Here is a 13,721-nt window from a genome sequence, read left to right as displayed (position 1 = left end):
GCCAACTGGCAAACTAATAATGCTGCCGCTGCCGGAAACATTGGTTTTGGTGTATGGGGAGATTGTGCTGCTAATGGAAACATTAGTAACTACCAACCTGTGGCCGATGCCAACGGTGAATTTGGCGATAAATTTGGAAACAGCGTATCAATTGGCGGCAACTACACTATTGTGGGAACTCCAGGTGAAGCTGTAGGGGCAAATACTGGTCAGGGTTCTGTCAGTATCTATCAAAACAATGGAGGCACTTGGGTATTTATGCAGAAAATTACCGATGCTACTGGTGCGCCAAATGATGGTTTTGGCAATAGCGTACAAATTTCCGGCAATTATGTTATAGTTGGCGCCTCTAATGATGACGTAGGTGTTAATGCTAATCAGGGCTCGGCCAGTATTTATCAATATAATGGAAGCAGCTGGGTGCTGATGCAGAAAATTACTGATGCCGGAGGAGCAGCCGGCGATAATTTTGGTGTAAGCGTTTCCATTTCGGGTAATTATGCTATAGGCGGAGCTTTTAATGACGATATGGGAGCAAACACCAACCAGGGTTCAGCCAGCTTTTATCAATACGATGGTGTTAATTGGATATTAACGCAAAAATCAGCAGAGCCCACTGGTGCTGCTAATGATAATTTCGGCAATAGCGTATCAATTTCTGGCAACTATGCAATAATAGGGGTTCCAGGTGATAATGTAACAGCGGCAAACACTAATCAAGGTTCAGCCATTATTTACCAATACAATGGCATCACCGGATGGAATCTTATTCAGAAAATAACGGACGTTACAGGTTCAAGCGGCGATAATTTTGGTGCAAGTGTGTCTATTTCCGGCAACTATGTTGTAGGAGGGGCCTTTAGGGATGATGTTGGTACAAATAACGACCAGGGCTCATGCAGTATTTTTCAATTTAATGGCAGCAATTGGGTGCTGATGCAGAAAATAAATGATGTCTATGGCGTTGCTAATGATGCATTCGGATACTCAGTTTCAATTTCCGGAAGTTATGTTATTATAGGAACGCCTTTTACATACGTTCCTCCGAAAAATAATCATGGCTCTGCAACTATTTATCAGCGTATAGGTATGGGCTGGCAAAAGCTACAATTTATAACGGACCCAGGAGGTGTTGAAAATGATTTAGCTGGTAACGCTGTGTGTATAGATGGAATTACAAAACAGTTTATCATTGGTGCCTATGGCTTTGTAAATTATTTCGGTAAAGTTATTTTCGGAAAAATAAATTAACTGCTATGAAAAAAATATTCATACTTGTTGTGCCTTGCGTCCTGTGCATTGCTCCTTTCACATTCTCCCAAAACGTTGGCATTGGCACCACTACCCCTGCATTTAAGTTAGATGTAAAAAACGGCAGCATCAATACCGATTCGGTTTACCGTATCGGCGGCAGTAAAGTACTATCAACAAACCTGCAAAATACATTTATTGGTATTGGCGCAGCCAACTCAATCACAACAGGAAACTATAATACAGCCACGGGGTTTGAATCACTTTACAGCAATACAACCGGCGAACGGAATACAGCTTTTGGGCTTTGGTCTTTACGCGGTAATACATCCGGTAGCTATAATACAGCCATCGGAAAATCTGCACTTCATGTAAATTCAACCGGTAGTTTTAATACAGCTAACGGGTATGAAGCGCTTTATGACAACACCACAGGGGGAATTAATACAGCAGTCGGTTATTTGGCCTTGTCAAAAAATACAATCGGTGAACGAAATACAGCCTTTGGCAGCAGCGCCCTTTATTCCAATACAACTGCATCTTATAATACGGCTGTCGGCACCCTTTCTCTTGCTAACAATACAGCATCAGAGAATACTGCGGTTGGCTATTATGCGTTGGCATTTAATACCACAGGGCAACCTAATACTGCTATTGGTACATATTCTCTTAATAGCAATACTACTGGAAGTAGTAATACAGCTAATGGGTATAAGGCACTTTATGCAAATATTAACGGCAACAATAATACAGCAATTGGATATAGGGCCTTAACTAACACAACAAGTGGTTTTGAAAATACTGCTATTGGTTCCGCCGCTGGGGAAACTTACAACAATAGCAGTGGCAATGTATTTGTTGGCTATAATGCCGATGTAACTGCGCCTGGTTTGATTACTGTGATAGCCGTGGGGTATAGGACAATTGTAACTGCAAGTAGTACAGCCCGTTTTGGAAATCCTTCTACAACATCCTATGGCGGCTATGCTGGCTGGACCAATCTTAGCGATGGCCGCTATAAAAAAAATGTAAAAGAAAATGTGCCGGGTCTTGAGTTTATAAATAAACTAAGACCTGTTACTTACACCCTGGATGCCACCGGGCTGGATGCCTTCAATCATAAAAACGATAAAAAAAGAGATTCATTGAGTACAGCAGCAACTGCTTTTTTTCAAACGGCATTGCTGGAAAAAGAAAAAATTACTTACACCGGTTTTATTGCACAGGAAGTAGAAACCACTGCCAAAGCATTGGGTTTTGATTTTAGTGGAGTAGATGCTGCTAAAAACGAAAATGATACTTACGGCTTGCGGTATGCAGAGTTTGTAGTGCCATTGGTAAAAGCGGTGCAGGAACTTTCAAAAGAAAATGATGATTTGAAAAAGCAAAGTGCAGAACAAAAAAAACAAAATGAAGAACTGCTGAAGCGTATTGAAAAACTTGAATTGTTTATAGCTATTAAAAAATAGAGATATGAAAAAAATATTTTTTTTACTTGTGCTTTGTGCCTTCTTCTTTATGTCTTTCACCTTTTCTCAAAACGTAGGCATCGGCACTACTACACCCCATGCATCTGCACAACTTGATATTTCCAGCACAACAAAAGGCGTACTCATACCCCAAATATCATTAGATAGTTTGAAAGATGTATCAAGTGTACCCAACCCGGCAAATGGCTTGATTATTTACAATACAACACAACCTGGTGCTAAGAATGATATGGTTCGTGGTTATTATTATTACAGTACAGTTTCTGGAACATGGATAAGGTTAGCTGATAATTTTAATGATAATACCTGGCAAAATGGAGGTTTACTCGGCGTTCAGTTACGCAATAAAACCAATGGGGTTGAAATGATGGATAATTTTGGGGGTTCTGCTATTAATTACAATCCTAAAGTAAAAATTTTAAGGGCAGTAGATTCTGCGACGCTGAATTCAAAAAATAATATTCCTGTACTGGTACTTTCCGGCGTTAATAAAAAAACAATTGCAGGTTGGGGAAACAGGCAAAAAACAAGTTTAATATTTGAAAATAGTTACCTGCTTGCTGATGGTACTACATCAGGCACAAGTTCAGTTGGTATCTCTGCTTATACAGAGAATACCACAGCTATTGCTAACAGTTTGACAAATGGGCTTGGATTTTATACATTTTCCCCACCACATAATACTGCGGCACTTGATACACCTTCACTGAGCATGTACAGGCATAATGTAGGTATTGGTACCTATGTAACAGATATTAATAATATTACTGAGGGTAGGTTGCAGGTAACCGGGTTTAGCAATGGAGACCAGTTATCCTTGCGTCATCCGTCAGGTGTAATCTTCAAATGGGGGTTCTATGTAAGTAATATAGATTCCTCACTTAATTTTTATTCTAATGGTTCGTTGCGGTCTAATATAGACAGGGTTACTGGTGTTTATACGGCGCTATCTGACAGAAGTATGAAAAAAAATATCCGGCCCATGATTTCTGTACTGGAAGCTGTGATGAAGGTGCCGCCTTATAGTTTTAATTATTTAGATAGTAAAGATACCGACAGACGTATGTTAGGATTTATGGCACAGGATATTCAACCTTTTTTTCCGGAACTTATATATAAACGGTATGACCGGGATGTTACAAAACCAGTTCTTACTATGGATTATAGTGGTTTGGGTGTTATTGCTATAAAAGCAATACAGGAACAGCAAGTGATTATACAAATGCAACAGCAGCAGATGAATGAAATAAAGAAAGAAATTGATTTACTGAAAAAACAAAATAAAATACTGATGCAATTAATGAATAAGAGAAATTGAATGTGAAAAAAAACCTCTCTCTTTCACCTTATTTCCGAGATTTGGGTTTATAAAATAATAAATTTTAAAAATCAAAACTTATAATATTCCTTCATCCTCGTCATCAGCATATCTTTTTTTCTACGGGATACTTCCACTTCCTGGTTGTTGGAAAGTACGATTGTACCTCCTTCGCCACGTAAATATTCTTTTACATGCTCCAGGTTTACCATATACGATTTATGGGTACGGATAAAATTGGAGTCTTCCAGCAGTTCTTCATACTCGTGAATGGGTTTACTGGCACAAATAGTTGGCCGGTTGGTAAAATGAAAGTTGGTGTAATTGCTGCTGGCTTCACAATAAATAATATCCTGTATTTGAACTACCTGAAAACCCTTTATAGAAGGGATACATAATTTCATTTTTTGCGAACCGCCTTTGTGCTGCATGTTGTGCAAAAAAGTTTCAATATTCAATCCTGTATTTTTTTCATCAATTTTTTTTTCGGCCCTTTTAACCGCAGCCCTCAGTAATTCATCATCCACGGGTTTTAATAAATAATCTACAGCGCTGAATTTAAAAGCCTGTGTCATATAATTATTATGTGCCGTTACAAATATTATTTCAAAATTTACAGCAGGCAGGTTATGCAGCAGGTCAAATCCGTTTGCTTCTGGCATAGCGATATCTAAAAAAACCAAATGGGGTTGCAGGTTGGTTATGGCATCTGTTGCTGCAGCCGCACTGCTGCAACTTGCAATAACTTCAACGGTTTCGCAATTTATCTCCAGTAATTTCTGCAGGGAGCTAAGCCCTCTTGGTTCATCATCCACCAAAATTGTTTTTATTGTAGTCATGGTTCGTTTATTTCAATTGGTAAATGGAGTGTAACTAAAGTGCCGTTTTCTTTTTGGCCTGCAATATCTTTTTTATCCTTTATGGTAACACTGCTTTGCAGTTTGTATTTTTCATTTAAAAGAAAAATACGGTTTTTAATATTTTCAATACCAACAGAATTATGCAAATTACCGTTTCCCGAAGTTTGCCAAACAGATGTTTTTTTATTTTCTAAAGATTGATTGATGCCAATACCATTATCATCAACGGTACATACCAATTGATTATTTTGCTTTGTAAAATTAACATTGATATGAATGTTTTTATGCTGGCTGCTTACACCATGCCAAATGGCATTTTCAATAAAAGGTTGAATGAGCATGGGCGGTAAAATAATTTCATCTGCATCTAAATCTTTAGCAGCAGCTAAAGTGCAGGTAAAATTGGCGTTGCGTATTTGCTCCATTTCTACATATCGGCTTAGGTAATCCATAGTATTGCGAAGAGAAATAAAGGGTTGGCCTGATTGATCTAAAGTAAGTCTTATCAGGTGAGCAAACTTGCTGAGAAAATGAGATGCCTCTTTATTCTCATTGCTTAAAATCATTTCCCGGATACTGTTGAGGCTGTTAAAAATAAAATGAGGATTCATTTGTGCCCTCAGTGCCATCATCTCTGTTTCAGTTATTTTTTGTTTTAATGTAGCTTCCCGGCGTATAACCCCAATTCTTCTTCTTACAAAAGAAGTAATAAAACCGGTTAGCAGAGACAGGGCAACTATCCTGAACCACCATGTTTTCCACCAGGGAGGATGAATAGTGATATCCACTGTTGTAATTCCTTTACTCCACTTGCCATCGCTATTTGCCGAGCGGAGTTCAAAAAAATATTCGCCAGGCGGCAAGCTGGTATAACTTACAAAATTTCTGTTGCCACAGTTTGTCCAGTTATCACTAAGCCCTTTTAACCGGTAAGCAAACTGGTTATTATTTTGGTTGGAAAAATTAGTTACTGCAAAATTGAGGGTAATAAAATTCTGATTATGTTTAAAAGAAATATTGCTGATACGGAAAGGTGAAGTTTTCGATTGCAGGGGAACATCGTTAACCTGTATTGCAGTAATGAGTGGCACAGGGCTAAAATCATTTTCTTTTAATGCAGCAGGGTTAAACTTTGTAATGCCACCTACGCCACCAAACAAAAGTGTGCCATCGCTTTGCTTAAAAACACAGGCCGTATTATATTCTAAAAAAGAGAGGCCATTACCCATATTGTAATTTTGTACGGAATAATTATTTTGTGGATTTATTTTGTAGATACCTGTATTGGTGCTAACCCAAAAAAAGCCCTGGTTATCTTTTTGAACTGCATAGCATACATTGGAAAGGCCGGCAGTGTTTAAGATAAGTTGTTTTACCACTATATTCTTTTTAAAATCATACAGCAAAATTCCGTTATCGGTAGCCAGCCAAAACAGTGGCCCATCAGCTAACAGGTGCCTTACATAAATGGCGTATTTTTTAACCGGTTCAATAATTTCAAAAGTAGATTTAAGGTAATTATATTTACCTAACCCGGCACCCACAGTACATACCCATACTATATTGTTTTCATCTTCGTACATGTACCTGCCAAGGTAGGCAGTTGGCCAGGTAATGCCGGCAGGAAGAGTAACCCAGCGTTTGTCTTTTAATGAAAAAAATACAGGACCGTTTTCTCCGGTTATCAAAAGGCTGTCGGCTTTTTTAAGTTTTATTATACCATAGAGTTTTTTTGTTGTCAGCAGATCTTTGTTTTCTTTATAGCTGATTTGTTTTCTTTTTCTGTCCAGTTGCATTAATCCTCCCCAGCTTGCTATCCACAAATTGTTTTTATCATCTTCCGTAATATCATAAATGGTATTACTTACTATCCCAATTTTTGATGATGCTGAGTAAGTATGAAATTTGTTGGCTGCAAAATCCCATTCAGCTATTCCCTTGTTTTGTGTGCCAATATAATATGCACCATCCCTGCATTTGTAAATATCAAAAATCATATTATCGGGGAGTGAGGAAGATTTTGATGGTTCGTTACTGATACTGTTAAACTGGTATTTCAACGGGTCGTATTTTGCAACTCCACTACCGCTAAGGCCACACCAAATAATTCCCTGCCTGTCTTTAAACAATGACAATACAAAATTTTTCCCCGCCGAACGTCCGTCATACCGGTCATGAGTAGCTGTTTGAACAGTGGCGGTTTTCTGATCGTATTGTACTATGCCGTTACCTCTTGTGCCTATCCATAACTTATCGGTTGCATCTGTTATAAAACACCCTACACCATCAGTTTGTATTTTAAAAGGAGCGATGTTACCGGTTTGCTCAACAGGTCCGTTAATTACAAAGCATCCCTGTGTAAGTGTGCCTATCCATAAGCCGCCCTGATACGAAAATAAATCCCTTATTTCAGGAAAAAAGTATTGAGGATGCAGTAACTGTGTTTTATAACTGGCCCCTTCAGGAAGTAAAGAATAGAGATTATTTAGAAGCCCCGCAATTATTTTTCCATTATGCTCCACTAAACTGCTTACCCTGGTTTTATTGGTGTTATCATCAAAAAAAGAAGTTACTGATTGTAACGCAGTGTTAAGGAGTATAAGCCCATGATTATATGTTATAAACCAATATTCATTTTTTTGTAAGGAGATTATTTTTTTTACCGGTACTTTTTGAAGACTGGCGGCAAAAGGAAAATAATCTGCAATGCTCACCAGCGAATCGATAGCAGGATCATAAAGGCAGGTGCCCTGCAAAGTGCCTACCCATAATAATTTTTTTTGACTGTCAAAAAAAAGGGAGGAAATATAATTGGAAGGAAGTTTTTTGCCGATATTGTTTTGAGGTAAAAATATTTTGAACTGCTTGCCATCATACCTGTTCAATCCATCCTGTGTACCAAACCACATAAATCCATCATCATCCTGTGCAATAGAATAACAGCTGTTTTGAGATAGGCCCTGTTCAGATGAGTAGTTTTCAAATAAAAGTGGCTGGCTGTTTACTGACATTGAAAAAGCCAATGAAATAAATACTAAAGCCCGAAAATTTTTATTGAAAATGTAATTGAACATAATAAATACTTCAACGCAATTAGTAAAGTTAATACTGTAAAATACTACTGTTAAACTACGCATAAATTCACCAACAATGTTGTGATAACTGATGCAGTATTACAGGTGATGATAAAAGTAGTAAGAGTTTAATTAAAAAAACTGCCGTAAACACAATCAAAACCGCCATTATTGAAAAGCCGTTACCCTGCTTCCTGTCATTTAATAATTTTAGGCAGTTCTTTTATGATTTTCTATAAAACAAATTTTATTAAAGGGATGATATTCTTTTCCAGTTTCAATAAAAGTGCAGCTTGCTCCGCAGGCTAAATAATTTCTTCCCGGCAAATAAAAAACTTAACACCATGCTTAAAACATTATTTTCTATAGCTTTTGCATTTACTGTTTGCATTTGTTGTGCACAGGTAAGAATTGGTTATAATTCAGGTGCTGTTAACCAGGCAGCTGTATTAGAGTTAAGTAACAATGCTGCTGCTGCTCCCACAACATGGCAAAGTTTTGTACCTCCAAAAGTAGATTTTACTAATGCTGCTTTTACATCAAATTATATTTGGGGTATTGCCGGTTTGCCAACGGCCGGAGCTATTGTTTATAATACTGGCGATGGTTACACTAATGGCTTTTCTGGAACAGGCATGTATTGCTGGCAGCGAAATTGTTGGGCACCACTAAGTATACTGGTTACCGACAGGATAAAATTATCATTAAGCACAAGCCTGGCAGCTTACGATGCAGCTGTTGCCAATACCTGGGTAAGTGTTACGGCTGCAGAATATGCTAACTTATTAACGGTAGTAAATGGATCCGCCAAATACGCTACACCAGAAATTTACATGAACACATCTGCGAGCAATGGTTGGACTACAAACTATACTGTTGGTGGTAGTAATAATGCTGCAAAGTTGCCGGCTTCCAGCTATATTATTGCCTGGTCTGTACGAACCGGAATAGCGGCTTCAAATTCTTTGGGTAGTAAACTTAAGGTTAGTGCTTCGCAAAATACCGGATATATTGATTATGGAGGTGCATTGCCCACTATGGGAAGTATAGCTGCTAACACAAGGGTTTATTTTGTGTTGAAAACACCTGCTGCCATTACACCGGCTGCTCCTTCATATACTGCAGTATATAATGCTGTTACTCATTTTTTAGGCAACAATGCTACACCTGGTTCAGGTCCGGAATATTACATTTTAGGTGATGGAGGCAACCCGGCCACAGCTATCAACTCCGATTCTTATTCTCAGGTAATCAGTACACAAATAAGGCAGTGGTAAAAATTTTATTTTATGTAAGTGAGGGGCTTTTATCAGTTATAAACTTCATTATTTAATGTATCTTAAAACTGTGTATGATGAAAAAAATATTCTTTCTTGCTTATTCTTTATTTGTTTTTTCATGTCTGTGCTTTTCTCAAAACACAGGCATTGGCACTACCACACCTTTAGCAAAATTGCATATAAAAGGATCCGCCGATACATCCCAGTTAGTAATAGATGCAAACAGTGTGCAAAGCAATACCCGGCCACTTATTAAGCTTCGCAACAGCAGTGGTACAGAACTGCTGCGTATTCATTCGGATGATCCGGCAAATGTTTTTATAGGGCAATTTGCCGGAAGGGTAAATAATGCGAACGTTAACGGAGGTATTTTTAATACATTCCTCGGGGCGGAAGCAGGGTATTCCAATTCCAGCGGTTACTGGAATACAGCAACCGGCAGTAGAGCGCTTTATTCTAATAGCAGTGGGTTTAATAATACTGCCCACGGTTTTAATGCACTGTACTCCAATATTGGTGGTTTTTACAATACAGCCTTAGGGTCAAATGCGCTTTATTCAAATACAACCGGAATTGAAAACACTGCAGTTGGGTCATCTGCACTTTATTATAATACTACAGGAAGAGGCAACACTGCCGCAGGGTTATATGCACTTATTGCCAATACTACAGGAAATAATAATACAGGTACCGGGTATAATGCACTTTATAACAACTCCGGCGGTCTTAATAATACAGCAAATGGAACTGTTGCACTTTTTAGCAACAATACTGGTGGTTATAATACAGCTACCGGTGTGGAGGCACTTTCCAAAAACACTTCGGGAACGGGAAATACAGCTAATGGTTATCAAGCACTTTATAATAATACTAGCGGAACACAAAATACAGCAGTAGGAAGTTACGCTCTCTCCAATCTCCTTACTTCCTCGTACAATACTGCATTAGGCAGTGGTGCAGGTAATGGTTCAATTTACAGCATGGGTTGGAATAACACTTTGATTGGTGCCAACACCCAGGCAAATGCAGCCGGAATATTTAATTCAATTGCCCTGGGAGAGTCGGTTATTACTACTGCAAGCAACCAGGCCAGAATTGGAAATAGTTCTACATCTTCAATTGGCGGCTATACAAATTGGACAAATATTTCTGATGGCAGGGTAAAGAAAAATATAGTTGAAAATGTGCCTGGCCTTGCTTTCATTAATAAACTTAAGCCCGTAACCTATAACCTGGATTTAAATGCAATAGACAGGATAATGCAAACCGCACAAAAAAAAGATAAGGACGGCATTGCTTTAGCAGCTATGCAATTTGAAACAGATGCCCGAAGGCAAAAAGAGCAAATTGTGTACAGCGGTTTTATAGCGCAGGATGTGGAGCAAGCGGCCAAAGAGCTGGGTTATAACTTTAGCGGCGTGGATGCTGCAAAGAATGATAAGGATTTATACGGCCTGCGTTATGCAGAGTTTGTGGTGCCACTGGTAAAAGCGGTGCAGGAACTTTCCAAACAACAGGATGAACTGCTGAAGCGTATGGAAAAATTGGAATCTCTTCTTGGGTTAAAAAAATAATCAGTATGAAAAAGATATGCACTATTATTTATTATACTTTTTTCATTGCTCTCCTGAGTTTTTCCGGCAAAGCCTTTGCTCAAAACATAGGTATTGGCATCAGCATTCCTTTAGCAAAATTCCACATAATTGGTTCGGCCGACACTTCGCAATTAGTAATAGATGCAAATAGTGTACAAACTAATAGCCGGCCTCTTATTAAACTTCGCAACAGCAGTGGTACAGAACTGCTGCGAATTCATTCGGATGATCCGACAAATGTTTTTATAGGGCAATTTGCCGGCAGGATAAATAATGCGAACGTGAACGGAGGTATTTTTAATACATTCATTGGAGGAGGTTCGGGTTATAACAATTCCAGCGGTTACTGGAATGCCGCAACCGGCAGGAATGCGCTTTATTCCAATAGCACTGGGTTTAATAATACTGCTCAGGGCGTTGATGCACTTAATTCAAATACCAGTGGATTTTACAATACAGCCATGGGCACTTATGCGCTTCGCTCCAATATTAACGGACTTGAGAACACCGCAGTTGGTGTATCAGCCCTCTATACTAATACCAACGGAAGAAGCAATACTGCTGTGGGAATGAATGCACTTTATTTAAATACTGCAGGAAATAATAATACAGCTACCGGATATTATGCACTATATAAAAATTCAACTGGCATTAATAATACAGCTACAGGATACCAAACACTTTGGGGCAATACAACTGGCAGTTACAATACTGCAACTGGAATGGAAGCACTTTTTAACAACCCTTCCGGGATGGGTAATACTGCAAATGGATTTCAGGCATTTTATTTTTTTAACGGCAACACTGGAGATCAAAATACAGCAGTTGGAAGTTACACCCTATCAAATGTACTTACGTCCTCGTATAATACAGGCTTAGGCAATGGCGCAGGTTCTGGTTCAGCTTTTTATATGGGGTGGAATAACACCTTAATTGGTGCCAACACTCAAGCAAATGCGCCAGGAATATTTAATTCCATTGCCCTTGGTGAGTCGGCTTTATCATCAGCTAATAACCAGGCCCGGATAGGAAATTCATCAACTACTTCTATCGGCGGTTATGTGGGTTGGTCAAATATTTCCGACGGCAGGGTAAAGAAAAATATTCAGTATAATGTACCGGGGCTTTCATTTATTATCAAACTAACTCCAGTTACTTATAATTTGGATTTAGATGCTGCAGATAACATTACTCAGTCTGTGGCGAAAAAATACAGCAACAGAAATATTATTCTGGTAATGCAATTTGAAGCAGAGGCCCGTAAACAAAAAGAACAAATAGTTTATACCGGCTTTATAGCCCAGGATGTGGAAAAAGCAGCAAAAGAAATTAATTATAATTTCAGTGGTTTGGATGCTGCAAAGAGTGATAAAGACCTTTATGGTTTGCGGTATGAAGCGTTTGTAGTGTCATTAGTACAAGTAGCGCAGGAGCTTTCAAAACAAAATGATGACCTGCTGAAACGTATTGAAAAACTGGAATCTCTTCTTAGTTCAAAAAAATAATCAGTAGTTTCCTCTGCTACAGGTAATGTTACAGGAACCAATCATGGATTGAATGATTACTGGATAGTGAAATTTGATGCAGGCGGAAATATTACCTGGAATAAATTGGTAGGCGGCAATAATGATGACATAGCTTATAGTATTGAAAAATGTGCTGGTGGCGGCTATATCATTGCAGGCTATTCCGGCTCTTTATCTATCGGGGATGTTACTGGAACCAATTATGGGCTTACAGATTATTGGGTTATAAGATTATATGCGGCAGGCAATATTATTTATCAATAAAATAACTCTATAAAAAAATGATCTTATTTATTTAACAAATTAATCGTACAAAAATATTTTCGTAAATGGATAAAGCAATTATTACTTCTTCGCTTTAAAACTCCAGGTAATTAAAAACTCTGCCACCACTTCGCCCTGTGCATTGGTGCCGGTACTTTTGGCGATTACAGTTTTTCCTTCGGCATTTAAAATGGCGGCTTCAATAGTTTGTTTTATAATTAAACCATCATTACAAACAAAGCTGGTTTTACCAACAGCTTTTTTTATAAAGCTGCCGCTGATGTTTACTACCAGCATACTTACTGCGGGGTTTCTTTTGTGAACATGTGCAAGACCTAAAACACCAGTACTCATTTCGGCAGCCATACTAAGACAGGCAAAGTAGGTGCTTTTAAATGGGTTTTGACTGAACCATTTATACGGCACTGTTACTACACATTTATTTTCGTCGGCAAATTGTACACGTACACCACTAAAAAAAGCACTGGGTAATTTGCTGAATAAAAACAAGCCGAATTTAAAGTGGTTGTTTATCAGTTGAAGGAATTTATTTGAGTAGGTCATTTTATTTCGGATTTTAGATTTCGAATTTCTGATTTGTATATGCCGTTACAGTATTTATAAAGTTGAAATATTTTAACAGTTGTAAGTATTAATTTTGGATATTGAAAAATAGAAAATGTATTTACAAATCCGAAATCCAAGATCAGAAATCATAAATGTTTTTAGTCCCCGTACATTTTTGGATTCAATGCCCTGGGGCTCCACATTTCTAAAAAAGCCTGCACTCTATTGTTGTCATAGCTTTTTTTACCATTCTCTAAATACTCGCTGTTTTGTGTATGTATGCGGTTGCCATTACCATCTAAAATAATAAAAACTGGAAAACCAAAACGCTGCGGATAGCGGTATTTAGCATAGGTTTTTTTATTTTCGTTATCCTTGCTGTAATTTAAATGATATACCACAAAGGATGCATTAATTACCGAATCAATCTTTGCCTCGGCTTTACTAAACCGGGCAAATTCAATACACCAGCTGCACCAGTTACCGCCACCTTGTA

General features: G+C 38.2%; 11 protein-coding genes. 7 read left to right on the top strand and 4 right to left on the bottom strand.

From position 1 onward, the window contains the following. The 3 genes from ACY65O_RS13830 to ACY65O_RS13820 all read left to right on the top strand — a co-directional run. The coding region (locus ACY65O_RS13830; RefSeq protein WP_462221447.1) for an FG-GAP repeat protein at positions 1-1,251 on the top strand (1,251 nt) is incomplete at its 5' end. A 5-nt stretch (positions 1,252-1,256) separates the two neighbouring features. Next, positions 1,257-2,720, top strand: a complete 1,464-nt coding sequence (locus tag ACY65O_RS13825) for a tail fiber domain-containing protein (RefSeq protein ID WP_462221446.1) — start codon at positions 1,257-1,259, stop codon at positions 2,718-2,720. A 4-nt stretch (positions 2,721-2,724) separates the two neighbouring features. Beyond that, the gene (locus tag ACY65O_RS13820) at positions 2,725-4,059 is read left to right on the top strand and encodes a tail fiber domain-containing protein (RefSeq protein ID WP_462221445.1); all 1,335 of its coding nucleotides are present in this window, start codon (positions 2,725-2,727) and stop codon (positions 4,057-4,059) included. A gap of 71 nt (positions 4,060-4,130) precedes the next feature. Here ACY65O_RS13820 and ACY65O_RS13815 read toward each other — a convergent pair whose 3' ends face one another. Together ACY65O_RS13815 and ACY65O_RS13810 are read right to left on the bottom strand one after the other, a co-directional pair. Then, positions 4,131-4,898, bottom strand: a complete 768-nt coding sequence (locus ACY65O_RS13815) for a LytR/AlgR family response regulator transcription factor (protein ID WP_462221444.1) — start codon at positions 4,896-4,898, stop codon at positions 4,131-4,133. Continuing rightward, on the bottom strand, positions 4,895-7,930 hold the full coding sequence (locus tag ACY65O_RS13810) for a ligand-binding sensor domain-containing protein (protein WP_462221443.1): 3,036 nt from the start codon (positions 7,928-7,930) through the stop codon (positions 4,895-4,897). The genes ACY65O_RS13815 and ACY65O_RS13810 overlap by 4 nt, the downstream gene beginning before the upstream one ends. A gap of 407 nt (positions 7,931-8,337) precedes the next feature. On the opposite strand from ACY65O_RS13810, the gene ACY65O_RS13805 reads away from it, so the two are divergent. From ACY65O_RS13805 to ACY65O_RS13790, 4 genes are all read left to right on the top strand, one after another. After that, positions 8,338-9,270, top strand: a complete 933-nt coding sequence (locus tag ACY65O_RS13805; protein WP_462221442.1) for a hypothetical protein — start codon at positions 8,338-8,340, stop codon at positions 9,268-9,270. 77 nt (positions 9,271-9,347) lie between these two features. Then, a complete protein-coding gene (locus ACY65O_RS13800) occupies positions 9,348-10,847 on the top strand; it encodes a tail fiber domain-containing protein (RefSeq protein WP_462221441.1) in 1,500 nt (499 codons plus the stop codon). A gap of 5 nt (positions 10,848-10,852) precedes the next feature. Then, positions 10,853-12,373, top strand: a complete 1,521-nt coding sequence (locus ACY65O_RS13795; RefSeq protein WP_462221440.1) for a tail fiber domain-containing protein — start codon at positions 10,853-10,855, stop codon at positions 12,371-12,373. Between the two features lie 48 nt (positions 12,374-12,421). After that, positions 12,422-12,658, top strand: coding sequence for a hypothetical protein (locus ACY65O_RS13790; protein WP_462221439.1), 237 nt, complete (start codon positions 12,422-12,424; stop codon positions 12,656-12,658). Positions 12,659-12,739: 81 nt separating this feature from the next. Here the strand turns inward: ACY65O_RS13790 and ACY65O_RS13785 are convergent, their stop codons facing one another. After that, positions 12,740-13,222, bottom strand: a complete 483-nt coding sequence (locus tag ACY65O_RS13785) for a hotdog family protein (protein ID WP_462221438.1) — start codon at positions 13,220-13,222, stop codon at positions 12,740-12,742. A gap of 161 nt (positions 13,223-13,383) precedes the next feature. Then, positions 13,384-13,721 (bottom strand): thioredoxin family protein (locus ACY65O_RS13780; protein WP_462221437.1); only part of this gene is annotated, 338 nt, incomplete at its 5' end.

The organism is Ferruginibacter sp., assembly GCF_031430955.1.
In the GTDB taxonomy this organism is placed as follows: domain Bacteria; phylum Bacteroidota; class Bacteroidia; order Chitinophagales; family Chitinophagaceae; genus Ferruginibacter.
The sequence above is the reverse complement of the archived record's forward strand: the minus strand, read 5'-3'. Positions and strand labels throughout refer to the sequence as shown.